This is a genomic window from Lysobacter sp. P5_B12 (assembly GCF_056400425.1).
Window position 1 is genome coordinate 510,493 of the sequence record NZ_JBFULG010000001.1, and the last position, 24,956, is coordinate 535,448.

Annotated in this window: 34 protein-coding genes, 1 tRNA gene and 1 pseudogene; 25 read left to right on the top strand and 11 right to left on the bottom strand. The window is 67.6% G+C overall.

Translation table 11 applies throughout. From position 1 onward, the window contains the following. Position 1: 1 nt before the first annotated feature. Both AC1DOM_RS02280 and AC1DOM_RS02285 read right to left on the bottom strand, forming a co-directional pair. Positions 2-280: a hypothetical protein gene (locus AC1DOM_RS02280; protein WP_498959803.1), complete on the bottom strand. Its 279-nt coding sequence runs from the start codon at positions 278-280 to the stop codon at positions 2-4. 7 nt (positions 281-287) lie between these two features. After that, positions 288-509: a hypothetical protein gene (locus tag AC1DOM_RS02285; RefSeq protein ID WP_498959805.1), complete on the bottom strand. Its 222-nt coding sequence runs from the start codon at positions 507-509 to the stop codon at positions 288-290. A gap of 382 nt (positions 510-891) precedes the next feature. Here AC1DOM_RS02285 and AC1DOM_RS02290 point away from each other — a divergent pair, with 382 nt between their 5' ends. The 5 genes from AC1DOM_RS02290 (at position 892) to AC1DOM_RS02310 (ending at position 3,714) form a co-directional block, all read left to right on the top strand. Beyond that, complete coding sequence (locus AC1DOM_RS02290; protein WP_498959807.1) at positions 892-1,389, top strand: EF-hand domain-containing protein; 498 nt, start codon at positions 892-894, stop codon at positions 1,387-1,389. Positions 1,390-1,509: 120 nt separating this feature from the next. Next, on the top strand, positions 1,510-1,737 hold the full coding sequence (locus tag AC1DOM_RS02295) for a hypothetical protein (protein WP_498959808.1): 228 nt from the start codon (positions 1,510-1,512) through the stop codon (positions 1,735-1,737). A 118-nt stretch (positions 1,738-1,855) separates the two neighbouring features. After that, on the top strand, positions 1,856-2,605 hold the full coding sequence (locus AC1DOM_RS02300; protein ID WP_498959810.1) for an HAD family hydrolase: 750 nt from the start codon (positions 1,856-1,858) through the stop codon (positions 2,603-2,605). Positions 2,606-2,694: 89 nt separating this feature from the next. Next, the gene (locus tag AC1DOM_RS02305; protein WP_498959812.1) at positions 2,695-3,147 is read left to right on the top strand and encodes a hypothetical protein; all 453 of its coding nucleotides are present in this window, start codon (positions 2,695-2,697) and stop codon (positions 3,145-3,147) included. Positions 3,148-3,276: 129 nt separating this feature from the next. Continuing rightward, entirely contained in the window at positions 3,277-3,714 is a 438-nt protein-coding gene (locus AC1DOM_RS02310; RefSeq protein WP_498959814.1) for a hypothetical protein, read from the top strand. Positions 3,715-3,732: 18 nt separating this feature from the next. On the opposite strand, the gene AC1DOM_RS02315 is transcribed toward AC1DOM_RS02310, so the two are convergent. Beyond that, the gene (locus tag AC1DOM_RS02315; RefSeq protein ID WP_498959816.1) at positions 3,733-3,918 is read right to left on the bottom strand and encodes a hypothetical protein; all 186 of its coding nucleotides are present in this window, start codon (positions 3,916-3,918) and stop codon (positions 3,733-3,735) included. 81 nt (positions 3,919-3,999) lie between these two features. On the opposite strand from AC1DOM_RS02315, the gene AC1DOM_RS02320 reads away from it, so the two are divergent. From AC1DOM_RS02320 to AC1DOM_RS02335, 4 genes are all read left to right on the top strand, one after another. Continuing rightward, positions 4,000-4,434, top strand: a complete 435-nt coding sequence (locus AC1DOM_RS02320) for a copper resistance protein NlpE N-terminal domain-containing protein (protein ID WP_498959818.1) — start codon at positions 4,000-4,002, stop codon at positions 4,432-4,434. Positions 4,435-4,523: 89 nt separating this feature from the next. Continuing rightward, positions 4,524-5,156, top strand: a complete 633-nt coding sequence (locus AC1DOM_RS02325) for a hypothetical protein (RefSeq protein WP_498959820.1) — start codon at positions 4,524-4,526, stop codon at positions 5,154-5,156. Then, positions 5,153-5,557, top strand: coding sequence for a GFA family protein (locus AC1DOM_RS02330; RefSeq protein ID WP_498959822.1), 405 nt, complete (start codon positions 5,153-5,155; stop codon positions 5,555-5,557). The genes AC1DOM_RS02325 and AC1DOM_RS02330 overlap by 4 nt, the downstream gene beginning before the upstream one ends. Before the next feature lie 123 nt (positions 5,558-5,680). Continuing rightward, positions 5,681-5,884 carry a hypothetical protein gene (locus AC1DOM_RS02335; RefSeq protein ID WP_498959824.1) on the top strand — a complete coding sequence of 68 codons (204 nt, stop codon included), beginning with the start codon at positions 5,681-5,683 and terminating at the stop codon, positions 5,882-5,884. 245 nt (positions 5,885-6,129) lie between these two features. Here the strand turns inward: AC1DOM_RS02335 and AC1DOM_RS02340 are convergent, their stop codons facing one another. After that, positions 6,130-6,489 carry a hypothetical protein gene (locus tag AC1DOM_RS02340; protein WP_498959826.1) on the bottom strand — a complete coding sequence of 120 codons (360 nt, stop codon included), beginning with the start codon at positions 6,487-6,489 and terminating at the stop codon, positions 6,130-6,132. A 329-nt stretch (positions 6,490-6,818) separates the two neighbouring features. Between AC1DOM_RS02340 and AC1DOM_RS02345 the strand changes: the two genes are divergently transcribed. The 7 genes from AC1DOM_RS02345 (at position 6,819) to AC1DOM_RS02375 (ending at position 12,253) form a co-directional block, all read left to right on the top strand. Next, complete coding sequence (locus AC1DOM_RS02345; protein ID WP_498959828.1) at positions 6,819-7,148, top strand: redoxin domain-containing protein; 330 nt, start codon at positions 6,819-6,821, stop codon at positions 7,146-7,148. Beyond that, positions 7,145-7,666: a DsbA family protein gene (locus AC1DOM_RS02350; RefSeq protein ID WP_498959830.1), complete on the top strand. Its 522-nt coding sequence runs from the start codon at positions 7,145-7,147 to the stop codon at positions 7,664-7,666. Before AC1DOM_RS02345 ends, AC1DOM_RS02350 begins: the two co-directional genes overlap by 4 nt. 22 nt (positions 7,667-7,688) lie before the next feature. Further along, positions 7,689-8,687 carry a tRNA dihydrouridine(20/20a) synthase DusA gene (gene dusA, locus AC1DOM_RS02355; protein WP_498959832.1) on the top strand — a complete coding sequence of 333 codons (999 nt, stop codon included), beginning with the start codon at positions 7,689-7,691 and terminating at the stop codon, positions 8,685-8,687. Beyond that, positions 8,684-9,595, top strand: a complete 912-nt coding sequence (locus tag AC1DOM_RS02360) for an arginine deiminase-related protein (protein ID WP_498959833.1) — start codon at positions 8,684-8,686, stop codon at positions 9,593-9,595. The genes dusA and AC1DOM_RS02360 overlap by 4 nt, the downstream gene beginning before the upstream one ends. A gap of 114 nt (positions 9,596-9,709) precedes the next feature. Continuing rightward, a complete protein-coding gene (locus AC1DOM_RS02365) occupies positions 9,710-10,102 on the top strand; it encodes a hypothetical protein (protein WP_498959835.1) in 393 nt (130 codons plus the stop codon). A gap of 40 nt (positions 10,103-10,142) precedes the next feature. Continuing rightward, positions 10,143-10,826 carry a response regulator transcription factor gene (locus tag AC1DOM_RS02370; RefSeq protein ID WP_156640792.1) on the top strand — a complete coding sequence of 228 codons (684 nt, stop codon included), beginning with the start codon at positions 10,143-10,145 and terminating at the stop codon, positions 10,824-10,826. Between the two features lie 11 nt (positions 10,827-10,837). Beyond that, positions 10,838-12,253 (top strand): ATP-binding protein, encoded by a 1,416-nt coding sequence (locus AC1DOM_RS02375; RefSeq protein ID WP_498959837.1) that lies wholly within the window; start codon positions 10,838-10,840, stop codon positions 12,251-12,253. A gap of 1 nt (position 12,254) precedes the next feature. Here AC1DOM_RS02375 and AC1DOM_RS02380 read toward each other — a convergent pair whose 3' ends face one another. Continuing rightward, complete coding sequence (locus AC1DOM_RS02380) at positions 12,255-13,001, bottom strand: M90 family metallopeptidase (RefSeq protein WP_498959839.1); 747 nt, start codon at positions 12,999-13,001, stop codon at positions 12,255-12,257. A 21-nt stretch (positions 13,002-13,022) separates the two neighbouring features. Beyond that, positions 13,023-13,346 (bottom strand): hypothetical protein, encoded by a 324-nt coding sequence (locus AC1DOM_RS02385; RefSeq protein ID WP_498959841.1) that lies wholly within the window; start codon positions 13,344-13,346, stop codon positions 13,023-13,025. A 157-nt stretch (positions 13,347-13,503) separates the two neighbouring features. Between AC1DOM_RS02385 and AC1DOM_RS02390 the strand changes: the two genes are divergently transcribed. The 6 genes from AC1DOM_RS02390 to AC1DOM_RS02415 all read left to right on the top strand — a co-directional run bounded on the left by AC1DOM_RS02390 (position 13,504) and on the right by AC1DOM_RS02415 (position 17,278). Continuing rightward, on the top strand, positions 13,504-14,502 hold the full coding sequence (locus AC1DOM_RS02390; RefSeq protein WP_498959843.1) for a biotin--[acetyl-CoA-carboxylase] ligase: 999 nt from the start codon (positions 13,504-13,506) through the stop codon (positions 14,500-14,502). Next, a complete protein-coding gene (locus AC1DOM_RS02395) occupies positions 14,499-15,212 on the top strand; it encodes a type III pantothenate kinase (protein WP_498959845.1) in 714 nt (237 codons plus the stop codon). Before AC1DOM_RS02390 ends, AC1DOM_RS02395 begins: the two co-directional genes overlap by 4 nt. Beyond that, entirely contained in the window at positions 15,209-15,883 is a 675-nt protein-coding gene (locus tag AC1DOM_RS02400; protein ID WP_498959847.1) for an SPOR domain-containing protein, read from the top strand. Before AC1DOM_RS02395 ends, AC1DOM_RS02400 begins: the two co-directional genes overlap by 4 nt. 31 nt (positions 15,884-15,914) lie before the next feature. Then, positions 15,915-15,990 (top strand) — tRNA-Thr (locus AC1DOM_RS02405). Positions 15,991-16,031: 41 nt separating this feature from the next. Then, positions 16,032-16,955, top strand: a complete 924-nt coding sequence (gene rocF, locus AC1DOM_RS02410; RefSeq protein WP_498959849.1) for an arginase — start codon at positions 16,032-16,034, stop codon at positions 16,953-16,955. Positions 16,956-17,110: 155 nt separating this feature from the next. Further along, a complete protein-coding gene (locus AC1DOM_RS02415; RefSeq protein ID WP_498959851.1) occupies positions 17,111-17,278 on the top strand; it encodes an entericidin A/B family lipoprotein in 168 nt (55 codons plus the stop codon). A 108-nt stretch (positions 17,279-17,386) separates the two neighbouring features. Here the strand turns inward: AC1DOM_RS02415 and AC1DOM_RS02420 are convergent, their stop codons facing one another. Next, entirely contained in the window at positions 17,387-18,172 is a 786-nt protein-coding gene (locus AC1DOM_RS02420; RefSeq protein ID WP_498959853.1) for a hypothetical protein, read from the bottom strand. A gap of 121 nt (positions 18,173-18,293) precedes the next feature. Here AC1DOM_RS02420 and AC1DOM_RS02425 point away from each other — a divergent pair. From AC1DOM_RS02425 to AC1DOM_RS02435, 3 genes and pseudogenes are all read left to right on the top strand, one after another. Continuing rightward, positions 18,294-19,499 (top strand): annotated as a pseudogene (locus AC1DOM_RS02425) (tryptophan--tRNA ligase); the annotation flags it as partial. Positions 19,500-19,624: 125 nt separating this feature from the next. Next, the gene (locus AC1DOM_RS02430) at positions 19,625-19,933 is read left to right on the top strand and encodes a hypothetical protein (protein ID WP_498959855.1); all 309 of its coding nucleotides are present in this window, start codon (positions 19,625-19,627) and stop codon (positions 19,931-19,933) included. 103 nt (positions 19,934-20,036) lie between these two features. Beyond that, positions 20,037-21,083, top strand: coding sequence for a GGDEF domain-containing protein (locus AC1DOM_RS02435; protein WP_498959857.1), 1,047 nt, complete (start codon positions 20,037-20,039; stop codon positions 21,081-21,083). A 1-nt stretch (position 21,084) separates the two neighbouring features. Here the strand turns inward: AC1DOM_RS02435 and AC1DOM_RS02440 are convergent, their stop codons facing one another. Genes AC1DOM_RS02440 through pdhA form a run of 4 tightly spaced genes read right to left on the bottom strand, consistent with a single transcriptional unit; the run spans position 21,085 to position 24,944 of the window. Beyond that, the gene (locus AC1DOM_RS02440; RefSeq protein ID WP_498959859.1) at positions 21,085-21,465 is read right to left on the bottom strand and encodes a VOC family protein; all 381 of its coding nucleotides are present in this window, start codon (positions 21,463-21,465) and stop codon (positions 21,085-21,087) included. A gap of 11 nt (positions 21,466-21,476) precedes the next feature. After that, positions 21,477-22,871 (bottom strand): dihydrolipoamide acetyltransferase family protein, encoded by a 1,395-nt coding sequence (locus tag AC1DOM_RS02445; RefSeq protein WP_498959861.1) that lies wholly within the window; start codon positions 22,869-22,871, stop codon positions 21,477-21,479. An 11-nt stretch (positions 22,872-22,882) separates the two neighbouring features. Next, the gene (locus AC1DOM_RS02450; protein ID WP_498959864.1) at positions 22,883-23,872 is read right to left on the bottom strand and encodes an alpha-ketoacid dehydrogenase subunit beta; all 990 of its coding nucleotides are present in this window, start codon (positions 23,870-23,872) and stop codon (positions 22,883-22,885) included. After that, positions 23,865-24,944 (bottom strand): pyruvate dehydrogenase (acetyl-transferring) E1 component subunit alpha, encoded by a 1,080-nt coding sequence (pdhA, locus tag AC1DOM_RS02455; RefSeq protein WP_498959865.1) that lies wholly within the window; start codon positions 24,942-24,944, stop codon positions 23,865-23,867. The genes AC1DOM_RS02450 and pdhA overlap by 8 nt, the downstream gene beginning before the upstream one ends. Positions 24,945-24,956 lie beyond the last annotated feature (12 nt).

A 24,956-nucleotide genomic window follows, 5' to 3' on the forward strand; every position in this document is an offset into this window, starting at 1 on the left:
GTCAATGCCGGGGTTCGGGTTTCGCGTTGGCCCGGGCGTGGGCGTGGTGTTCGTCGCTGGTGACGAACCCGTCGGCGTTCGCGTCCATCGCCGCGAATGAAGCGCTGAATCCCGCGTCGCGGTCGGCTTCGGTCGAACTCACGCGCCCGTCCTTGTCGGTATCCAGGCGCGAGAAGACATCGCCGCTTGCCGCGGGCGCGGCGATCGTCGCGGCGGTGGGCGGCGTCTGTGCGAACGCAGGCAATGCGCACATCAGCAGCAGGAGCGGGAAGACTTTCATCGCAGACTCAGTGTCGGGTCGCCGCGTCGTCGTCTTCTTCTTCCTTCAGGGAGAAGGGCACGTGGCGGCCCTGCGCACCCTGGTTGGCCACGGCATCGCGAAGACGATCGCGTTGCGTATCCGCTGGCGCGTCGTGGTTGGCCATCGACTGCGGTGAACTCTGCTGTGCGGCGGGTTGCGATCCGACCGTGCGGGATTTCGAGCGTGGCGCGTGGCGTTGCGTGGCCATGGGGAGTCCTCGGGGGAGAGCGTGTGGTGTCTGCGACCCACTGTGGAGAGGCGGCCATTAACGCCGTTGCATGGCCGATGTAAAACTTTCGTAAGTCGGCTTCACCGGTCGAGTTCGCGTCATCGACGGCGTTCGCGCGGCGATGACGCCGGCGGCGCGAAGCTCGCGAACGCCGGCGAAAAGGCCTGAAAACAGGCCAATGCCCGACATGCGGCACACCGCCGCACGCGGTTACTCCAATTCGCGTGCCGGTTGGTTAATGCGGTGTGGAGGCGCGAACCGGCAGGTCGCGGAGATTCAGATGCTATGGCGCAAGGTGCGTAACGTCGCCAAAAAGCCGATGCATCTGGCGCGACGTTTGTTCCCCCATGGAGACCGACGAATGAATCTTTCCAATCGCAAGCCGCTTTACCTCGCCCTCGCGCTGACGCTGGCTGCACCGCTGGCCTTCGCGCAGAGCACCACGCCGCAGTCGGCCACGCAGGACGCGACCAACGCCGCCACTTCGGCGACGCAGAGCGCGACGGACGCCGCGAAGTCGACGGCGACCGATGCGACCACCGCGGCGACGCAGGACGCCACGCAGGCTGCAACGCAAGATGCGACGGCGCAGACCCAGGCCGCGACGCAGGACGCGATGGGCCAGTCGAAGGACGCGATGGCGCAGTCCAAGGGCGAGCCCGAGAAGAAGAACTGGTCCGACCTGGATACCGACAAGAACGGCACGCTGAGCGCGTCGGAAGCGGCATCGGTGTCGAACCTCTCGTCCGTTTTCGCCAAGGCCGACGCCAACGCCGACGGCGAGCTGACGCAGGACGAATACAAGGCCTACCTCGCCGCGAACGGCAAGGGCGGAGCCAAGTCGGATTCGGGCGGCTGATCAGTCGCACCCGAGTCGAAGCGCGCATCGCGCACGCTTCGAAATAGTGGCGCTCCATCCGGCTGACTCTTCGGAGCCAGCCGGATTCGCGCTCCAAGGCACATAGACGAGGAAACCCCAATGAACAACACGCTCCGCAACATCAGCATCGCTGCCGCAATCACCGTCGCTTCCCTGACGCTCGCCGCCTGCGCGCACGACAAGGACGCGACCACGACGACCGAGACGACGAGCACGACCACCACGGATTCGTCGGGTACGACGGGTACGACCTCCAGCGACACGACGACTTCGTCGTCGATGCCGACGTCGGCGAGCACGGCGGGCGCACCGCCGAGCACGCCGTAAGGAAAAACGGCCGGCCCAGGGGTGCCGGCCGATGCCTTGAAGGCGAACAGCGCAGGGCGGCTTCGGCCGCCCTGCGCTGTTTTCGTACACTGGCGCGCCCCACCCAAGCGCTCGCCCCATGTCTGACTCCATACCCGATGGCATCCGCCTGGTCGGCTTCGACGGCGACGACACACTCTGGCGCAGCGAAGACTATTACCGCGGCGCGCAGGGGGATTTCGAACAGATCGTCGGGCGTTACGTCGACCTCGCCGATGCGCACGCGCACGAACGCCTGTACGCCGTGGAGAAGCGCAACCTTGCGTTGTTCGGTTACGGCGTGAAGGGCATGGTGCTGTCGATGATCGAGGCCGCGGTGGAGATCACCGAAGCGCGCGTGAGCGCGAGCGACTTGCATCGCATCGTCGAACTCGGCAAATCATTGCTGCAGCATCCGGTGGAATTGTTGCCCGGCATCCGCGAAGCCGTCGAAGCGATCGGCGCGCACCACGAGCTGGTGCTGATCACCAAGGGCGATCTGTTCCACCAGGAAGCGAAGGTCAAACAGTCGGGACTCGCGGATCTGTTCCGCCGCATCGAGATCGTGAGCGAGAAGGATCCGGAAACCTACGCGCGCTTGTTCGACGAGTTCGAACTGGCGCCGCATCAATTCGCGATGGTCGGCAATTCGCTGCGCTCGGACATCGCGCCGGTGATCGCGCTCGGCGGGTGGGGCGTGTACATGCCCTACCACGTGACCTGGGCGCACGAAGCCGAAGCCGAAGTCGCGGACGACGAACCCCGCGTGCGTCGCGTCGCGCAGGCCAGCGAACTGCCCGCGGCCGTGACCGACATCGCACGCGCGGCGGCGTCCCTGAATGGCCGCTAGCCCGCGCCGGAACGGTTAGACGTCCGTTAATCGATTCGGTCGCATCGTCGCCACAGGTCCGCATCAGGGCGGACCGAAGGGAGACCATCATGTCGACGCTGTCGAAGTACATCGCACCCGCGGTGTTCGCGGCGGGGTTCGCTTTTTTCGCGCTGCTGCCCAAGCCGGCGCTCGCACAGGACGACGGGCTGACCCGCGTCATCGTCGATGTCGCCGACGTGGTGTTGCGCAGCGGCCAGCCGTACTACCGCTATGGCAACTATCGCGACCAGGATCGGTTGATCGTCGTGCGCGATCGCTACGGGCGTCCGGTGTATTACCGGGTCGTCGATCGGCCTTATGCCTATCGCCCGTACGTCCCGCCGGTCTATTACGGGAACACCTACGACCGCACCGCCCGTCGGGTGAAGTGCAATGGCGCGGGCAACTGCACCGTCTCGTATTACGACCCGCAGTACGACCGCCGGGGTGGGTATTACGCGCCGGTCCGCTACCGACACGGACACGGCCACCATGGCCACCACGGGCACGACGACGACTAGGGCGACGACCAGGGCGGCGACCGTTGATCGTCCCCGGACAACGACGGCGCCCCCCGGGCGCCGTATTCGTACCGGCCATACGCGACCAGTGCTAGCCTCGGCGGACCGATCCCCCGAAGGAGTCCTGCCATGCGCCGTCTCCGCCTCATCCAGTTGCTCCCGCTCGCGCTCGTCCTCGCCTCGCCCCTGGCCATGGCGGCCGGCAAGACAGACTGCAAGCTCAAGTTTTCCCTCGCCGGTTGGTCGGCCTTCTACAAGACCGCCTCGGGCGACGGCACGATCACCTGCGACAACGGCCAGAAGATGGCGGTCCACATCGTCGCCAAGGGCGGCGGCCTGACCTTCGGCAAGTCGAAGATCGACAACGGCACCGGCGAGTTCTCCGGCGTCAAGGACATCCACGAACTGCTGGGCAGCTACGCGCAGGGCGAAGCCCATGCGGGTGCGGTCAAGTCGTCCGGCGCAAGCGCGATGACCAAGGGCGAGGTGTCGCTCGCACTGGCCGGGACCGGCGAAGGCTGGGACCTCGGCGTTTCCTTCGGCAAATTCACGATCTCGAAGCGCTGAGCCGGCGGTGACGCGCGCTCACTCGGCGCGATGCGCGTGATCCTCGACCACGGGCGCAGCCTTGTAGGTGCGCCCCAGGTCGGTATTGAGTTTGCCGGCCACCCAGCCGATGGTCGCGAACCAGCCCACGACGATCAACACGAGCACGGCGGCTCCCCACGCATGGCGGCGCAGGAAGGCGAAGGGCGAAAGATGCAGGCGCATGGCACGGTCCCCGATGACGGCGCCATGCTCCGCCGGGCCGTGTCGTGGCCGCGTGCACGCGTGCCGGGCCAGAATGGGCGCATGCGCGCGCTCGTCCGCCTGTTCCTGCTGCCGCTGTTCGCGGCGGCCCTGATTGCCGGCTGCAACGACGCCGGCGCGCCGCGCGACGCGACCACCGCACGCTTCGACAACCCCGACGCCGAGCTGCGTTGGCAGGGCGTCCTCGCGTGCGCCGATTGCGACGGCATCGACACCCGCCTGCGGTTGCAGCGCGGCAACGGCGTGGTCGCGCAATACGAACTGGTCGAGGCCTACCTCGACGGTGAGGGCGCCGAGTATTTCCACGAAGCCGGCCGCTGGCGGCGCGAAGGCCGCATCCTGCGGTTGCAGGCGACCTCGGGCGGCGAGCGGCTCTACGAAATCGACGGCACCGGCAACCTGGTCGTCGTCGATCGCATGGGGCGTACTGCCGGGCCCAACCACGTCCTCGCGCCCGCCGGTCCGCCGGCACTGTGACGGCCTGCCCGTAACGCGACTTCTTTCAGAACGCATTCAGTCCGCGCGCCCACACTGCGCACATCACCGCCACACCTGCAGGGGGCCACGTGCGTCATTCCTTCAAAGTGCTTTCGCTTGCGCTCGTCCTGGCCGCCGCGGGTCAAACCGCGCACGCGCAGGATTTCACCTTCGGCTGGAATCCGCGCAGCGGCGATGTGTGGATGGATTCCTGGCTCGGCGACATGAACCGCTACGGCCAGCGCTATCGCGATCCCTTCGTCGACGAACTCGTGCGTTACCACGGTGCGCCGCGCGACCTGGTCGATGAATTGCTCGGCCCGCGCCGCTGGGCGCCGGGCGACGTGTGGATGGCGTGCAACATCGCCTCGATCATCGGCCGTCCGTGCCGTTACGTCGTTGACGTCTACGACCGCGACCACGGGAACGGCTGGGGCAACATCGCCAAGCAACTCGGCATCAAGCCGGGCTCGCCGGAATTCCATCGCCTGAAGAAGGGCTTCGTGCCGACCTACGACCGCTGGGGCCGCACGATCGTCCTGGACTCCGAACTCGAGCGCGTGTATCCCAACCACGGCAAGGGCAAGTCGAAGTCGCACGGCGGCAAGGATTACGACGACCACGGCGACAACGGCCACGGCAACAGCGGCCACGGCAACAGCGGCAAGGGCCATGGCAACGGCAAGGACAAGGGGCACGGAAAAGGCCACGGCAAGAAATGAGTGCGACGCCCGACCGCGTCGTGCATCGCGGCGGCTGTCATTGCCGCCGCGTGCGCTTCGAAGTCGGTGCGCCCGCGGAGATCGAAGCGCTCGACTGCAACTGTTCGATCTGCCGCATGACCGGGTTCCTGCATCTCATCGTGCCGGCCGCGCGCTTCCGCTTGTTGTCGGGCGAAGAGGTGCTCACCGAATACACGTTCAACACCGGCGCGGCGAAGCATCGCTTCTGCTCGGTGTGCGGCGTCAAGGCCTTCTACATTCCGCGCAGCCACCCCGACGGCGTCGACGTGAACGTGCGGTGCCTGGATGTGGGCACGGTCGCGTCGCTGCGCATCGTCCCCTTCGACGACAACGACCGCGAGGCCGCAACGGCCGCGTTCGCGCACCTCACGCACGACTGAACGCATCATCACGCGGCTGAATCCAGGCTGGCTTTGGCCGCCGTCGCTTGTCCTGTGATCGAACCGCGGATCGTTCGATGTGGAATGCATTTACACACACCGACCACAGCGCAGGGCGCCATCGTGAATCCTCGCCTCGACCCCGTCGACCGCGAAGAGCTGCGCAAGCTCACCGAATCCATCACCGTGCGCCACGCCGTCGACCTGCACGCCATGGCGCGCATGGTGGAACGCGGCTATGCGCGCAAAGTCCTGGGAGGTTGGGAAATCACGGAAGCCGGTTGGCTTGCGCTGGAGCGCTCGCGCATCCCCGATGCGCTGATGTGATTCGCTGGTAAGAGAGGGAGCCGCCGGCGCAGTTCAGGGAGAGGGGGGGGTTCTGCGCCGGCCGACGGGCGTGCTCGCGCGTCTCTTCGGCTCCGGCCTGCCGATGTCGCTCGGCAGGTGCATGTAGTGGAACACCACGCGCGGGTCGCGACCATTGTCCCTTGGTGCAGCCGCGTCCGAATGCGAGACGAAAAAAGAGCCCGGTCGCTTCCCTGCGACGGGCCCAGGGGAACGCAAAGTCGCAATCAGCGAATCGAATACACGTTGGGGGCGTCGGCGCTCTCGCCCACGCGTTGCGCCACGGCGACGCCGTCGCGCTCGGCCAGGTAGTCCTTCACCATCTGGTAGGACTTGGTGCGCGAAATACCGAACTCCAGCACGAGCGTTTTTGCGAACACGCTGCGCGGACTGCCGCGCGTGATGAGTTCTTCCAGCCGGCGCAGGATCAACTCGCGGCCCGGCGTTTCGTTCTTCACCCACTGCTGGTATTCGGCGACGATGCGGCCCGCGATTTCGTGCGCATCCTCCAGGTCGTGCTGCAAGCGGTGCAGCGCCTGTTCGAGGCTGCGCACGCGTTTTTCGAAGTAGTCCAGGTCGATTCCCATGTGTGCCCCGTTTGGCGTTGGATGGCGACGACAGGAAACCGCGTCCGTTCCGGCGCGAACATTGTCCGCGTGGGCAATTGCCCCTTGGTTCTGGGGAAGATTGCCCGGACGGGCACCGCGCAACGAAAACATGACGGTCGTGCTGCTATATCGACGGGCTCGTCCCGCGCGCAAGGCTCTTCCATGGCCATCCTCGAAGCCGGCAAGCCCGTCCCCGCGTTCAAACTGCACGCCACGCCCGACCAGGTGCTGACCTCCGATGAGTTGCGCGGCAAGCGTTACGTGCTCGGTTCTATCCCGCCGATTTCAGCCCGGTGTGCGGCGACCAGATGGGGCTCTACAACCAGATCCTGTCGGAGTTCCGCAGCCGCAAGGCGGAATTGTTCGGCGTGTCGGTCGATGGCGTGTGGTGCCACCAGGCCTTCACCGAGGCACGCAATTTGCATTTCCCGCTGCTCTCCGACTTCGAACCCAAGGGCGGCGTGTCCCGCGCATTCGGTGCGTATCGCGAAAGCGAGGGTGTTTCCGAACGCGCGCTGTTCGTCGTCGACGAGGCGGGCACCATCGCGTGGAGCTACTGCTCGCCGATGGCGGTGAACCCCGGCGCAGACGGCATCCTCGATGCACTCGATGCAATGGACGGGAGGACGACGCCATGAGCCTGCGCATTCCGGTCGGTTCGCACGATCACATCCTGGGCCGCGAGGATGCGCCCGTGACCGTCGTCGAATACGGCGACTACCAGTGTCCGTATTGCGGCGCCGCGCAGCCGCAGGTGCGCAAGGTGCTCGATCGTTTCGGCGACGACATCCGCTTCGTGTTTCGTCATTTTCCGCTGACCGAAGTGCATCCGATGGCGGCGATCGCGGCAGTGACCGCGGAGTTCGCCGGCGCGCATGGACAGTTCTGGCAGGCGCACGAGGCGCTGTATGCCAACCAGGCGCGGCTCGGGCCGGAGTTGTTGTTCGAGATCGTGCAGGGCCTCGGCCTGGAGCCCGCGCAGTTGAAGGCGGAGATCGACGCCGATACCTACACCGAAAAAGTGCATGCGGATTTCAACGGCGGCATCCGCAGCGGCGTGAACGGCACGCCCACCTTCTTCATCAACGGCACGCGGCACGACGGGGCGTATTCGTTCGAGGCCCTGTCGCAGGCGATCGAGGCGGCGCGCGCCTAGCCCGCAGTAGAATGCGGGTCCGATGAAGCCCACGCCGACCATCGATCCCGCCAGCCTGCGCCTGTCCGTCGCCCCGATGATGGATTGGACGGACACGCATTGCCGCGTGTTCCATCGCGTGCTCGCGCCGCACGCGCGCCTGTACACCGAGATGGTGCATGCCAACGCCGTGGTCCTCGGCGATCGCACGCGCCTGCTCGCGATGGATCCGGTCGAACATCCCGTGGCGCTGCAACTGGGCGGCAGCGAACCGGCACTGCTCGCACAGGCTGCGCGCATCGGCGCAGAACACGGCTTCGACGAGATCAACCTCAATTGCGGTTGTCCGTCCGATCGCGTGCAGGCCGGGCGTTTCGGCGCCTGCCTGATGCGCGAACCGGCGCTCGTCGCCGACAGCGTCGCCGCGATGGTCGCCGCCTGCGACATCCCGGTCACGGTGAAATGCCGCCTGGGCGTCGACGACGACCACGACTACGATCACTTCCTCGCGTTCATCGACACCGTCGCCGCGGCGGGCTGTCGCATGTTCGTCGTGCATGCGCGCAATGCCTGGCTCAAGGGCCTGTCGCCGAAGGAAAATCGCGAAGTCCCGCCGCTGCGTTACGACTGGGCGTATGCGCTCAAGCGCGATCGGCCCGGATTGCAGGTGATCGTCAATGGCGGCATCGCGACGGAAGACGAAGCGACGGCGCACCTGCAACACGTCGACGGCGCGATGCTCGGCCGCGCGGCGTACCACGATCCGTATTTGTTGCATCGCCTCGATGTCGCGTGGTTCGGCGGCACGTTGCGCACGCGCGAAGAATTGCTGCGCGCGCTGCGTCCGTACATCGAAGGCGAACTCGCGCGCGGCGTGTATTTGAAGCACATCACGCGCCACCTGCTGGGCCTGTTCGCGGGCGAGCGCGGCGGCCGTGCGTTCCGCCAGGTGCTGAGCGAAGGCGCGCACAAGCCCGGCGCCGATTGGTCGCTGATCGAACGGGCGCTGGCGCTCACGCAATCCCCGGCGCTGGTCGCATGATCACGCGCGACATCGGCGCCTTCCTCGCCCGCGCGCGCACGCTCGCGCACGACTTCGGCCCGCCGACCGCGCGCGGTGCCTTCCTCGTCGCGCCCGACGGCTTCCGCCTGGCCACCGAGTCGGCCACCGACAACCGCTACATGGCCGACCAGGCCGGCTTCGATGCGGCGCGCGCATCGGACGAACATCGCGCGCTGCATCGTGCACTGGCGCAAGTCGTGCCGACGATCTGTTTCCCCGGCGATCCCGACGCACCCGACGGCCTGTTCCCGAACAACGTCTTCGCGACGGGGCAGGGCCGTTACATCGTCGGTCGCATGCGCCATGCGGTGCGGCAGCGCGAGGCCGCGCGCGCCGACATCCGTGCATTCTTCGGCGGCGTGCTCGACTACGCCGAGATCGACCTGTCCGACCAGGTGCATCCCTGCGAACTCACCGGCGCGCTGGTGGTCGATCGCGCGCGCGGCATCGGCTGGTGCGGCTTGTCGGAACGCTGCGACGAGATCGGCGCGCAACTGATGCACGAAGCGCTCGGGCTGCGTGCGACGCTGCTGTTCGACCTGGCGCCGGGCGAGTACCACACCAACGTCGTGCTGGCCGTGCTGGCCGGCCGTGCGGCGCTCGTGTGTCCGCGCGGGTTCGCCGACCCCGGGGTCGTCGAGGCCCTGCGCGCGCTGTACGCCCCGCACGCGATCGCCCTGTCGGAGGCCGAGCATGCGGCCTTCGCGGGCAACGCGATCGCCTTGTCGCACGAGGTCGTGTGGATGAGCGCAGGGGCCGGCCGCGCCCTTGCCGCGTCGACGCGACAGGCCTTGGCCCATGCGGGTTTCGAGATCCGCACGGTTCCGATGGAGGCCATCGAAGCGGCCGGTGGCTCGCTCCGCTGTTGCGTCGGCGAGCTCTTCTGAGGGGGGTCGGAACGTCATCCGCGACGCGACCGGCCATGAACGGCGCCCCCGCGTGAAGAAAAAGTTCAGACGTGATTCACTGCCGCGTTCGAAAAATGGCCTCCCCGCTGGATCATGAGCGCACCGCCCATGTCGTCGCTGTCGCTGTCCCTGTCCCGAATGTCGCTGGCGCTCGCCCTGTCGGGCGCGTGCGCCGTGGCGTGGGCCCAGCCGCAGCCGCCGAAGCCGCACCCGCCGCAACCGCAGCAGCAGCCGCGCTCGCCGCATCGCGACCAACAGCAGGGCCTGTCCGAATCGGTGCGGCGCGCCGAGCGCAACGGCCAGGTGCTCAGTGCCGAGCAGGTGCAGTCGGACGGACGCGACGTGAATCGTGTCAAGATCATCGACGACAAGGGTCGCGTCCGCGTGTTCTGGGACGATCCGGCGGCGAAGCCTCGGGACGGCGGGAAACGGCGGCAGGACAAGCCCCGTACACGCTCCGACGACGACGGCGACCCCACCCTCTGAGCCAACGGCCGCTCAGGCCTTACGCAGACACGGAGTCACCATGCGCATCCTGCTCGTCGAAGACGAAGCCCCGCTTCGCGAAACCCTCTCGGCCCGCCTCAAGCGCGAAGGATTCGCCGTGGACTCCGCCCAGGACGGCGAAGAAGGCCTGTACATGGGGCGCGAAGTGCCCTTCGATCTCGGCATCATCGACCTCGGCCTGCCAAAGATGTCGGGCATGGAATTGATCAAGGCCCTGCGCGACGAGGGCAAGAAATTCCCGGTGCTCATCCTCACCGCGCGTTCGTCGTGGCAGGACAAGGTCGAGGGCCTGAAGCAGGGCGCCGACGATTACCTGGTCAAGCCCTTCCACGTCGAGGAATTGCTCGCGCGCATCAATGCGCTCGTGCGCCGTGCCGCGGGCTGGAGCAAGCCGACGCTCGAATGCGGCCCGGTCGTGCTCGACCTCGCCGCGCAGACGGTGACGGTCAACGGCGGCAACGTCGACCTGACCTCCTACGAATACAAAGTGCTCGAATACCTGATGATGCACGCCGGCGAGCTGGTCTCGAAGGCCGACCTCACCGAGCACATCTACCAGCAGGATTTCGACCGCGACTCCAACGTGCTCGAAGTCTTCATCGGCCGCCTGCGCAAGAAACTCGATCCCGAAGGCGAGCTCAAGCCGATCGAGACCGTGCGCGGACGCGGTTACCGCTTCGCGATCCCGCGCAGCGGGGATTGACCTCTTAGCCTGTGGGCGACGCGCTCTTCGACAAAGCTCGGTGGCGCGCGCGCTCGTTGCAGTCGCGGCAGCTGCTCGCGGCCAGCCTGGGGCTGGTCGCCTTCCTGGCGCTCGCCGGATACGCGCTCGACCGCGCGTTCCTCGAAACCGCGCAAAGCAATCTCCGCACGCGGCTTGAAAGCTACGCGCTCGAATACGCGAGCGGCATCGAGTTCCTGCGCGACGGCACCCTCTACGTTCCCGATACTCCGCCCGAGCCGCGCTTCGAGCGCCCCGGCAGCGGCCTGTACGCCGAAGTGGTGTTGCCGAACGGGCATTGGGATTCGCCCTCGGCGCAGGGCCCGGAGCTTCCGCTCGGCGGCATGCTCGCGCCCGCGGTCGACAAGTTCGAAGGCCCGCTGCCGATCACGCGCAGCAACGGCGAATCCGGCGAGATCTACCGCCTCGGCAAAGGCCTGGTGTGGGCCGAAGGCGGGCCGCAGGGCGAGTTCCCGTACACCGTCTACATTTCCGAAGACACCAGCGCGCTCGCATCGCAGATCCGCGTGTTCCGCCGCGCGTTGTGGGGATATCTCGGCGGCGCGGGCCTCGTGTTGTTGCTGCTGCAGATGCTCGTGTTGCGTTGGAGCCTGCGCCCGCTGCGCCAGGTCGTCGGCGAACTCAAGCGCGTGCACCGCGGCCAGCTTGCGCACATGAGTTCGCAGCATCCGCGCGAACTCGAACCGCTCACCGAAAGCATCAACGCCTTCATCGAGAGCGAGCGCGAAAACCTCGACCGCCAGCGCAACACGCTGGCCGATCTCGCGCACAGCCTGAAAACACCGCTCGCGGTGTTGCGCGCACGCCTGGACAACCCGACGCCCGAAGCGGAGTTGCGCGAGGAAGTGGCGACGCAATTGCGGCGCATGAACGAAATGGTGTCCTACCAACTCGCGCGTGCGGCCTCCAGCGGCCATGCATTGTTCGCCGCGCCCATCGACATCGAACCGCACGCCGAACAGATCGTGCGCGGGCTGGAGAAGGTGTATTCCTCGCGCAAGGTGCTGTGCGAATTCGAGTTCGATCCCAATGCGCGCTTCCACGGCGAACCCGGCGACCTGCAGGAGCTGCTCGGCAACCTGCTGGAGAACGCCTTCAAGTGGGCGAAGTCGCGTGTGTTGCTGACGGTGCGCGTGGGCGATACCTCACCGGGACGGCGCGATGGCTTGCTGCTCGCCGTCGACGACGACGGCCCGGGCATCGCGACCGAACGCGTCGCGCAATTGCTGCAGCGTGGCGTGCGTGGCGACGAACGCGTGCAGGGCCACGGCATCGGCCTGGCGATCGTGCAGGACATCGTGCGCGGCTATCGCGGCGAGCTGGAAGTGCGGCGCTCGGACGAACTCGGCGGCGCGCGCTTCGAAGTGAAACTCCCGCCGGGCCTCTGACTCAGGCGAAGGGCGAGGGGCCGTACAGGCGCTCCAGGTGCGCGGCGATCGCCGGCATGTCCTTGCGCAGCAACGACGGCGCACTGAAGTGGTATTCGGTGCACACGGCGAAGAATTCCTCGGGCGCTTCGGCCGCGTAGGGATCGATGTCGGTCTTCCGATTGCGGTCCACGCGATCGGCGAATGCGTCGTAAGCCTTCTGGAAATCGCGCGCCCAGTCGCGTTGCCATGCCCGCGGCAAGGGCGGCGTGCCATCGAGCACACCATCGAGTGCATCGAGTTTGTGCGCGATCTCGTGCACAGCAACGCAGAACCCGTCGCGCGGCGATTCGAAATCCGCCTGCACGTCGGCCCACGACAGGATCACCGGACCGGTTTCCCATGCTTCGCCGATGAGTTCGTCGTCCCATTCGTGCAGCACGCCCGCGGCGTCGACGTGCGTGCGGTTGACGCGGAAGGCATCGGGATAGACGAGCAGTTGCGACCAGCCATGCAGGCCTTCGGCGCCGAATTCGATCAGCGGCAGGCAGCACAGTGCGGCGAGTTGGATGCGCTGGAGATCGTCCAGATGCAGGTCGCCGACGGGGGTGATCGCTTTTTCGTGCAAGAAGCGCGAGGCGAGCACATGCAGTTTCGCCTGGCGCTGCGCATCGAGGGGCGCGATGAAGGGAACGCGCGCGGTCGCTTCGCGCCAGAGCGCGTCATCGATGGGGTCGGGGCGCAGGAGGCGCCGGAAAAGCGAACGCAAGCGACGTGCTTTGCGGAAGGCTTAGCGGAACATGCCCGGCAGGAAGCTGTGCCAGCGCGGCGTCGGCATGCGGGGCGCATCCTCGTCCGTATCGCCGCGTGTGGCAGGAAGGGCCTTCACGGCCTTCACGCTACGCACCGGTTGCGAGATCGAGGCGGTGACGCGCGGCTTGGCCGGCGCCTTGGCGTTGGCCGCCGCGACGGCATTCTCGACTTCGTCGCACTGCTGCAGGCTGCCGCCCTTGCCACCGCCACCACCGCCGGGGCCGGCCAGGTGCACATCGCGCGCAGCAACGCTCGTGCTGGCGAGCAGCATCAATACGCAAATCAGGGCACGGGACGTCATGGCAGGATCCTGGTGCGGTGGGGTGCACGGCCAGGGGAACAGGCCCCGGACTATAGCGTGGATGCGGCCTGCACGCAGAACGTTGCAAGGGCCGGCGACCGCCTGTCGGTCGGGGAATCGTAGAATCGCCGCTTCCCCCGCGCCGGCCCCGACCCGCATGGACGACCGCGACCTCCTCGCACGGCTGGCGCAAGGCCCCGCCAGCGGCGATTCCCTCGCCCGCGCGGCCGGCACCACGCGCGCGGCAATCTGGAAGCGGATCGAGGCTTTGCGCGCGGCCGGCGTCGGGATCGCGGCGCGCGCCGGCAGCGGTTATGCGCTCGAACAGCCGATGGATCTGCTGGACGCGACCGCCATTCAGCAAGGCCTCCCGGCGCCGGTACGTGAGGCGATTGGTACCTTCGAACTGGCGTGGTCCATCGACTCGACCAATACCGAACTGCTGCGCCGCAGCACCGATGTGCGCAAAGCGGACGTTTTGCTGGCCGAACGCCAGACCGGCGGCCGCGGTCGGCGCGGACGCACCTGGGCCTCGCCGCTGGCAGCCCATCTGTATCTCTCGGTCGCCCGGCATTTCGGCGGCGGGCTCACGCGGCTCGGCGGGCTGCCCCTGGTCGCCGGCGTGGCCGCGGCCGAAGCGCTGCATGCGCTCGGCTACGCCGACGTCAAACTCAAATGGCCCAACGACCTGGTCGTCGAGGAGGGCGCGGGCCTGCGCAAGCTCGGTGGCCTGCTCGTCGAAGGCGGTGGCGAGCACGGCGGCCCGGTGCGCGCGGTGATCGGCCTGGGTCTCAACGTGCGCATGCCCGCGGCATTCGCGCGCGAGATCGACCAACCCTGGTGCGACCTGGCCCCGCTCGCCGAACACGCACGCGTCGAACTGCACACACGCAACGCCATCGCGGCGGTCGTGTTGTCGCATCTGTTGCCGGCCTTGGGCCTGTTCGATCGCGATGGTCTCGAACCCTTCCTCGCACGACACGCCGCGGTCGACGCCCTGGCCGGCCGGCCGATCGTCCTGCACCAGCACGGTGGAAAGCGGAACGCCGTCGCGGAAGGCCTCGCGCCCGACGGTGCATTGCGCGTTCGCCTCGACGACGGTGAGGTGCGTGTGGTCCACTCCGGCGAAGTCAGCGTTCGGACACGCGGGGCATGAAGCAGGACTGGTTGTTCGATTTCGGCAACACCCGCCTGAAGTGCGCGCCGCTCGGCGCGGACGGCAGCGTCGGGTCGGTGCGTGCCTGCGCGCCTTCCGAAGTCGATGCCTTGCCGTCGGGCGAGGTGGCGTATGTCGCCAGCGTCGCCGGCGAAGACGCGCGCGTGCAGTTGCTCGATGCCCTATCGCAGCGCTTTCGCCGCATTTGCCTCGCGCGCACGTCGGTGGCATTCGGCGCGTTGCGCATCGCGTACGCCAATCCGCAGAAACTCGGTGTCGATCGCTTCCTCGCGATGGCCGGCGCGCAAGATGCGTGGCCGGCGTTGATCGTCGGCGTGGGCACCGGGCTGACGATCGACCTGGTCGACGGCACGGGACGCCACCACGGTGGCCGCATCGCCCCCTCGCCGACGCTCATGCGCGAAATGCTGCACGCCCGCGCGACCCAACTCGCGCCGACGGGCGGCGCGTACGTCGAATTCGCCGACGACACCGAAGACGCGCTCGTCTCCGGTTGCGAAGGCGCGGCGCTCGCACTCGTCGAACGCAGTGTCGCCCAAGCCACGCGCCAGCTCGGCGCGCGCCCGCAATTGCTGCTGCACGGCGGCGGCGCCGCGCCCTTGCACGCGCGTCTCGACGACGCGCACGCCCGTCCGGCGCTCGTGCTCGAAGGCCTCGCGCGCTGGGCGCGCATGGACGTCGTTGCATGAAGCAACGCGCCCTCATCGTGTTGCTGGTCGTGATGAACCTCGGCGTCGCCGCGTGGTGGGTCTCGCGCAAACCGGCCGTGCAGGAAGACCGCATCGCAGCACCCGAAGGCGTGCCGCGACTGCAATTGCTGCAGGAAGCACCGCAACGTCCACGCCCTGCGACACCGACGCCCGGCGCATCCATCGCCACCACCGCGATTCCGGCCGATGCGCGTTGCGTGTCCTTCGGTCCCTTCGACAATCCCGCCCTGTTGCGTCGCGCACAGGAGCGACTGCAACCGCAGGTGCTGCGCGCGACGGTGCGCAATGAAATCCGCGGCGCGCCGCGCGGATGGCGCGTGTTCGCGCCGCGCCAGGCGAGCCGCGAGGCCGCGCAGGCCCTCGCCGACCGCATGACGGCGGCGGGCCTGGACGATCTGCTCGTCATGCCGGCCGGCGTGGACCAGGACAGCGTCGCGCTCGGGCGCTTCGGCAGCGAAGACTCCGCGCGTCGCCGCCAGGCGCAGGTGCAGGCGAAAGGGTTCGCGGACGTGCAGGTCGAACCGATCGGCGACGTGCGCACGCAGGGCTGGATCGATGTCGCCGCACCGGCGGCCTTCGACGCAGCCCTCGCCGCGCGGGACATCGCCGCGCCGCGCACCGTGCCCGCGGACTGCGCCTCGTTGCGCTGATGCGCCAATAGGGTAGGATGCCCGCGCTTTCGCCGGCATAGCTCAGTTGGTAGAGCAACCGCCTTGTAAGCGGTAGGTCGTCAGTTCGATTCTGACTGCCGGCACCACGCTCCGCGGCGCCGCACGCCGCATGCGATACCATCCCGGCATGGCTCGCACCTATCCCCCCGTCAGTCTCCTGGGTGCGCCGACAGACGTCGGCGCCGGTCATCGCGGTGCGGGCCTCGGCCCCGAAGCGCTGCGCATCGCGGGTTTGCCCGAGGCGCTGATCGCGCGCGGCATCGACCTGGTCGATCGCGGCAACCTCGATGGCCCGCGCAATCCCTGGCAACCGCCGAACGACGGCTATCGGCACCTGAAGGAAGTCGTCGACTGGAACCGCGTCGTCATGGAAGCGGTGGCGTCCGAACTCTCGGCCGGTCGCATGCCCATCCTGTTGGGCGGCGACCATTGCCTGGGCATCGGTTCGATCACCGCGGTGGCCAAGCATTGCCGGCGCACCGGCAAGAAACTGCGCGTGCTCTGGCTCGATGCGCACGCCGATTTCAACACGCACAACGTCACGCCGTCGGGCAACATCCACGGCATGCCGGTCGCGTGCCTGTGCGGCCTGGGCCCGCGCGAACTGACGAACATCGGCGGCAGCGCACCCGCGTTGCAGGCCGGCGAAATCCGCCAGATCGGCATCCGTTCCGTCGACGAAGGCGAGAAGCGCCTGGTCAAGGAACACGGGCTGGACGTGTACGACATGCGTTACATCGACGAGGTCGGCATGAAGCGCGCGATGGAAGCCGCGCTCGAGGGCGTCGACGCCGACACGCACGTGCACGTGAGCTTCGACGTGGACTTCCTCGACCCGAGCATCGCGCCCGGCGTGGGCACCACGGTGCCCGGCGGCCCGAACTATCGCGAAGCGCAACTGGTGATGGAGATGATCGCCGACACCGGGCGCATGGGCTCGCTCGACATCGTCGAACTCAACCCCTTGCTCGATGCGCGCAATGCGACGGCGCAACTGGCCGTGGACCTGGTCGAGAGCCTGTTCGGCAAGTCGACGTTGATGCGCGACTGACGACGCATCTTGACGCGGCGTGCACGCGTCGAATCAATCCCTGAACGAACCGCGCAACGCTGTGTCGCATTCGACACCGCGTTCACGGCCGCTTGCGTGGAATGCCTTCGCGGACGGCGGAGTGCCGTCCCTTCCATCCCCAGGAGAGACATTCGATGAATCGTACGGCACTCAAGCGCACCGTTTACCTGCTCATCCTCGCCATGTTCTCGATGAACATGCTCGCCGCCTGCAACACGATGGCTGGCGCCGGCAAGGACGTGCAGAAGGCGGGCGAAAAGGTTGAAGACAAGGCCGAGGACTGCAAGGACAGCCATTGCTGAGGCCCGACGAGGGAGGGAAGCGGCGTACAGGAGTGGCGCCGCGGTAAGCACGGATGCAGATGAAAGGGACGGCCCGGTGGACCCCGGGCCGTCCCTTTTCCTTTGCGCTTATCCACCGCCCGGTGGATCGGGAACGAAGCCGTTCGGGAATGCGCGCGGCGTGTCGCGCCAATACGGCGGACGCGGGCGCGGATAAACGCCGATCGCGACCAGCGTGTTGTAGTCGTCGTAACGCAGTTCCGTCACCTGCGAGGGCGAACGCGTGGCGCGCACGAAGTCGGTGCGTTCGACGCGCGACCATTCGCGTGCGCCGTGCCCGGTGCCGAGGCGTTGCGGTTGTTCGCTGGCTTCGGCCGCGGCCTTCGTACGCGATTGCGCAGGCGCCGCCGCCGCATCGCGCGCCGCGCCGTTGGCCGAAGGCGCGTCGTACTCCTCGTACATCACCGGCCGCGCTTCCTGGAACACCGCGATACCGACAACGCCGACGTTGCGCGGCCGCCCCGTGCGCGCGGCATAGGAATCGGGCAAATCGGTGAACACGAATTGCGCGACGTCATCCATCGACTTGCGCCATCCCGCGATCTCCGTGCTTTGCCATGGTTCGAGCACATAGCCGGCCTGCGAAGGCCGCGCGGTTTGACCGGTCACGGCATTGACGCCATCGACGGACAGCACGACGAGCACGCGCTCGCCGCTGGTGTTGGTCAGGCGCACGCCATAGCGGTGGCCGGGCATGCCGGCGACCCAGGTGTCGCCGCGGAAGGGGGTTTCGGGCAGCCATTGCCCGGTGTCGCGGTCGACCAGGTCGATGTCGACCAGCGCGGCGTGGGCCTGCGGCGTCGCGAGCAGGGTGGTGGCGAGCAAGGTGCCGAGTAAGAGCGTGGTGCGCAACATGGGGAACGCCTCGCGAGGGATGGTGCGTTTCCTCCAACGCGCCATCGCCGCCGGCGGGGTTGAGGCGGCCGCCGGTTACACTGGGCGCTGTTCGAACGCCTGCGAAAGGAACACCGTTTTCATGGCCGCCCAGGCTCCCCGCACCCGCGTCCTCACCGGCATCACGACCTCGGGGACACCGCACCTCGGCAATTACGTGGGCGCCATCCGCCCGGCGGTGGCCGCCAGCCTCGATCCGCAAACCGAGAGCTTTTACTTCCTCGCCGACTACCACGCGCTGATCAAGGTGCAGGAACCGGCGCGCGTGCAGCGTTCGACGCTGGAAATCGCGGCGGCGTGGCTCGCCTGCGGCCTGGACCCGGCGAAGGTCTGGTTCTATCGCCAGAGCGACATTCCCGAGATCCCGGAACTGACGTGGCTGCTCACCTGCGTCGCCGGCAAGGGCCTGCTCAATCGCGCGCACGCCTACAAGGCTGCGGTGGACAAGAATCGCGTCGAGCAAACCGACGACGATGCGGGCATCACCGCCGGCCTCTTCATGTATCCGGTGCTGATGGCCGCCGACATCCTGTTGTTCAACGCCGACAAGGTGCCGGTGGGCCGCGACCAGGTGCAGCACATCGAAATGGCGCGCGACTTCGGCCAGCGTTTCAATCACCTTTATGGCGAACACTTCGCGTTGCCCGAAGCGGCGATCGAAGAACACGTGGCCACCTTGCCCGGCCTGGACGGCCGCAAGATGAGCAAGAGCTACGACAACACCATTCCCTTGTTCGCGCCGCGCGAGCAATTGAAGAAACTGATCTTCGCCATCAAGACCGATTCGCGCGCGCCGGGCGAAGTCAAGGACACGCAGGATTCGGCCTTGTTCCAGCTTTACCAGGCCTTCGCCTCGCCCGAGGAAGTCGTCGCGATGCGCAAGGCCTTCGCCGACGGCATCGCCTGGGGCGATGCGAAGCAGCAACTGTTCGAACGCATCGATCGCGACATCGCGCCGCTGCGCGAGAAGTACGAAGCGCTGATGGCCGAGCCTGCGAAGATCGAAGCGCTGCTGCGCGATGGCGCGAAGCGTTTGCGCACGCAGTACGCGACGCCGTTGATGCAGTCCTTGCGCGAGTCGGTGGGCCTGCGGGATCTGTCGACCCAGGCAAACGCCGCGCAAACCAAAGAAACCAAGCGTGCCGCAGCGACCTTCAAGCAGTACCGCGAAGCCGACGGCAAGTTCTACTTCAAGCTCGTCGACGGCGACCGCGTGCTGTTGCAGAGCGAAGGCTTCGACTCCGCGCGCGATGCCGGCCAGCTCGTGGCCCGCGCGAAGCAGGACGCGGGGCGCACGCTCGATGCGCAGGCGGGTGTCGTCCGCTTCGGCGACGGCGTGCTCGGTCGCGTACCGCCCGACGGCAGCGTCGACGACCTGCGCGCCGCGCTCGCCCGATTCGCGCAGGAGGCGTGATGAATTCCCTCGTCGAGGTCAATCTCGCCGCGCTGCTGTTCCTGCCCTGGTTCCTCATCCTCGCCGTGCTCTATTGGCTCTACCCGCGGCAGCCGCGTCCGTCGTGGCGCACGTGGTTCGACCTCGGGGCGCTGGCGGCCTCGGCCCTGCTGTTCGTCGCCAGCCTGCACTGGGCGCTGGAATGGGCCGACCGGGGGTACGGGCGCATGTGGCAGCAGATCGTTGGGACGTCCGTCTCATATGGCGTGTTCCTCGCCGCGCTCGGGCTTGCGTTCTGGGTCCGGCGCCGCATGTTGCGGAAGCAGTAACGGTTCGGCGACGCCAGATCGGTAGAATCTGCCGCCTGTTCAGTTCCATCGTGTCGGCAGGGAAGCCGGTTTCGAGATCGCCCCCCCGGCTTCCCCGCACGCCATGTCCGCCGTTCCTTCCTCCATCGTGTTCGACGTCCGCGAAGCGGAGCGCCAGGCGGCGCTCGACGCTTACGCGATCGTGGATACCGGGCCGGAAAGCGCCTTCGACGACATCGTCCGGCTGGCCGCGACGTTGTGCGACATGCCCGCGGCGGCGATCGCGCTGATCGACCACGATCGCCTGTGGTTCAAGGCGCGCATCGGCATCGACCAATCGCAACTGGAGCGCAAGCGTTCCCTCTGCGGGCACGCGATCGACGCGCCGCACGAAACACTCGTCGTGCAGGATCTCGAGCAGCATCCGGTCTACGCGCAGCGGCGCCGCTTGCTCGGCCTGCGTCCGCGCTTCTACGCCGGCGTGCCGCTGCTCAGCCCCGACGGCCATGCACTCGGCGTGCTCAGCGTGGCCGACGTCGTGCCGCGCATGCTGGGATTGCCGCAACTGGAAGGGCTGCGCCTGCTCGCGAAGCAGACGCAACACCTGTTCGAATTGCGCCGGCTCATGCTCGAACAGCGCCATGCACGCGCCGACCTGCAACGTCGCCACGACGACCTGCAATACACCGCGCACCACGACCAGCTCACCGGCCTGTGGAACCGCGCGGGCCTGGAACGCCTGCGCGCGCGCATCGACGTGGAGCGAGAACTCGCGCAACCCTACGTCATGCTCGTGCTGGACATCGACCACTTCAAGCGCATCAACGACAAGCACGGGCACCTGTTCGGCGATCGCGTGCTGTGTGCGGTGGCCGATGCGGTGTCGCGTTCGGTGCGCGCGAACGACATCGCCGCGCGCATCGGCGGCGAGGAATTCCTCGTGGTGTTGCCCGACACGCGCCTGGACGGCGGCGCGGAAATCGCCGAACGCATCCGCCGTGCGGTCGAGCAATTGGAATTGCCGGTGCCGGTCACCGTGTCTGTGGGGATCGCAGACGGGCCGTCTTCGCAGAAGGGGCCCGAAGGCGTGTTCGAACGCGCGGACCAAGCCTTGTATCGCGCGAAGAAGGGCGGCCGGAATCGTGTCGTCGCGGACGATACTCCGCGTTAGTTCACCACTCGTTCGGCGTCGCGCCCTTGTCGGGATGGCGCATCTTCACCACGCAGAACCGCTGCCCGGTCGGCGCTTCCATCACCCACCACCGCTTGACCCATTCGACGCGCTTGGCGCCGAGTGCTTCAAGGCGCGCGACTTCCGCGTCCTGGTCGTCGGTTTCGATGTCCAGGTGCACGCGCGAGGGATGCGCGACCTGCTGCACTTCGATCTGCAGGTCGCCCGGCGTGTCGGTGAGGTTGGTGTACTCCGCACCTTCCTCGATGTAGTGCTCGGTCTTCGGCAAACCGAGCGCCTGGCTCCAGAAGTCCACGGCGGCCGCATGGTCGTCGGTGTTGCAGTCGATGATGAAGCCTGCGAGCCGGCTGCGGTGCGCCATGGGTGTGTCCTTCAGTTGGCCTTGGCCAGGTCGTCCAGCATCGCCTTGAGGAAGCGCGCCGCTTCGCCGCCCGTGCAGGCGCGGTGGTCGAAGGTGAGCGAGAGCGGGATGACCTTGTGCGATTCGAAGCCGCCCATCACCGGCGTCATCTGATGGCGGCCCTTGCCCGCGGCGATGATCGCCACGGTCGGCGGCACGATCACCGGCGTGGCGTAACGGCCGGCGAACATGCCGAAGTTCGACAGGGAGATCGTGTAGCCGGTGAGTTCGGTCATCGGGATCGTGCGGTCTTCGACCTGCGTGCGCAGGCGGTTGACCGCTTCGCGCACGCCGCGCGCATCGAGCATGTCGGCGTTGCGCAACGCAGGCACGAACAGCCCGTCGTCGGTGTCCACCGCGATGCCGATGTCGACGTGCGGATGCAGCGTGCGCGTGAGCCCTTCGCCGTCGAACCAGGCGTTGAGCGCCGGCACGGCCTTCGCGCCGGCGACGATGGCGCGCACGAGGCGGCCGGTGATGTCGTTGCCCGGGGCCCATGCGTGGATGTCGGCGTCATCGCTCAGCGTCGTCGGCACGACCTTCGAATGCGCGTCGGCCATCACGCGCGCCATGTTGCGGCGCACGCCCTTGAGTTGTTCCGGTTGCCCGCTGGCCTGCACGCCCGGCGGCTGCGTGCGCATCGGCTTGCCGGCTTGCGACAACGTCGACCGTTGCCCACTCCCCCCTGCGGGGGGAGTCGGCGCGCCAGCGCCGGAGGGGGGAACGGCGGGACGGCTTTGCACCGGAGCTGCGCCCACCTTCGCCGACCCATCGGCCGCCGCGTTCTTCACGTCCTGGTTGGTGACCACGCCATCGGGACCGGTCGCACGCACGCGCGCGATGTCCACGCCCAGCTTGCGCGCCAACGCGCGCACCGCCGGCAAGGCCTTGACGCCGCCGACCGCGACCGCGGCTTCGCTGCGCACCGCATCGGAGGACTGCATCGCACCGACGACGGTGCCGCTGTCTTCGCGCTCGGCCTTCGGTGCCGGCTTGTCGGTTTCGGTGATCTCGCCGCCTTCGTCGGAGGCCACCACGTTCTCGGCGCTCAGGTGCGCGCCCGCGCCCTTCGGCGGACCGTGGTGATGGCCCGTGTCCTGGCCTTCGGCGCGCTGCGGCATCGAGGGATCGACTTCGAACTCGGCGAGCAGCGTGCCGGTGACGATCACGTCGCCCGCGCCGCCGCCGACCTTCAGCACCTTGCCCGAAACTGGCGAAGGCACGTCGACGACCGCCTTCGCGGTTTCCATCGACACCAGGTTGTCGTCGAGCTTGATCGTATCGCCGACCTTGACGTACCACTCGACGACGGTTGCGTCGGGCAGGCCTTCGCCGAGGTCGGGGAGCAGGAATTGTTTCGTCGTCATGCGTCCAGTCCTTATGCGTGCGCCAGGGCGCGCTTTGCCGCGGCGACGATCTTGTCCACGCTCGGCAGGTACTTCATTTCCAGGCGGAACAACGGAATGTGCGTGTCGTAGCCGGTGACGCGCTCGACCGGCGCGACGAGGTCGAACATCGACTCCTCCGCAAGCCGCGCCGCGATCTCCGCCCCGAAGCCGGCGGTCTTCGGCGCCTCGTGCACGATCACGCAACGCCCGGTCTTGCTCACCGATTCGGCGATGGTGGCGAAGTCGAGCGGACGCAACGTCGCGACGTCGATGACTTCGGCGCTGATGCCGTCCTTCGCGAGCGCCTCGGCGGCTTCCAGGCATTCCTTCACCTGCGCGCCCCAGGTCACGAGCGTGAGGTCGGTGCCGTCGCGCAGGACGTAGCACACGTCGAGCGGCAGCGCTTCGCCGTCGTCGGGCACCACTTCCTTGTATTGGCGATAGATGCGCTTGGGTTCCATGAAGATGACCGGATCCGGATCGCGGATCGCGGCCAGCAGCAAGCCGTAGGCGCGCGCGGGCGAGGAGGGCAGCACGACGCGCAGGCCCGGCACGTTGGTGAAGATCGATTCGTTCGCTTCGGAGTGATGCTCCGGCGCGCGGATGCCACCGCCCCACGGCACGCGCAACACCATCGGGCACGTCAGTCGCCCGCGCGTGCGGTAACGGAAGCGCGCCGCATGGCAGATGATGTGATCGACCATCGGATAGACGAAGCCGTCGAACTGCGCCTCGGCGACGGGCTTCATGCCCTGCGAGGCCAGGCCGACGGTAAGGCCGGCGATGGTGGTTTCGTCCAGCGGCGTGTCGAGCACGCGCTGCGAACCGAAGGTCGCCTGCAAACCTGCAGTGGCGCGGAACACGCCGCCGTTGACGCCGACGTCTTCGCCGAGCACGACGACGGTGTCGTCGGCGCGCATTTCGTAGGCGAGCGCTTGCGTGATCGCTTCGATCAAGGTGATCGCGGGTGCATCAGCCATGCGACTTGCCCTCCAGGGCGACGGCGGCCGCACGCTGCGCGAGCAGGTCGGGCGGTGGGTCGGCGTAGAGGAAATCGAACATCGCGGTCACCGGCTGCACCTTCAATTCCAGGTACGCATTGATCTCCACGTCGACGAGCTTGGCGCTCTCCTCGATCCACGCGGTTTCCTGCGCTTCGTTCCAGGCGCCGGCGGCGGTGAGGTAGGTGCGCAGGCGCGGGATCGGATCGCGCGTCCACGCGTCCTTGACCTCGGCCTCGTCGCGATAGCGGCGCGCGTCGTCGGCGGTGGTGTGGTCGTGCAGGCGATAGGTCATGAATTCGATGACGCTGCCGCCTTCGCCGCTGTGCGCGCGCGCCACGGCGCGGCGCATGCCTTCGAGCACGGCGATCAGGTCGTTGCCGTCCACCTGCAGGCAATGCAGGCCGCCGGCCAGGCCCTTCTGCGCGAGCGTCTGCGCACCGGTCTGCGAATTGCGCGGCACCGAGATCGCCCAGCCGTTGTTGATGATGCACTGGATGAAGGGCAGCTTGTACGCGCCGGCCGAGTTGATCGCCGCGTACGTATCGGTCTTCGAACTGCCACCGTCGCCGCAGCAGGTGACGGCCACGCGCTTCTCGCCGCGCAACTTGAAGGCGAGCGCGGCGCCGGCCGCGTGGAGGCATTGCGTGGCGATCGGCACGCACCACGGGTAGTCGTGCTTCGGGCCGGAGAAATCGTTGCCGCGTTCGTCGCCGCCCCAGTACATCAGGACTTCGCGCGGTTTGACGCCGCGCATGAACTGCGCGCCGTACTCGCGGTAACTGGGCGCGAAGACATCTTCGGGCGCCATCGACGCGCCGATGCCCACGTGCGTGGCTTCGTGGCCCAGGCAGCTGGCGTAGGTGCCCAGCTTGCCGGTGCGTTGCAGCGCGATGGCCTTCGCATCGAAGGTGCGCACGTACAACATCTGCTTGAACAGCGGCACCAGGGCCGATGCATCGCGGAAGGCCTGCGGCAGATCGGCGACGGCCTTGCCGTCGGGACCGAGGTACTGCAGGTATTCGATCTGGAACTGTGCGGCGAGGGTCATGCGGACTTCGGC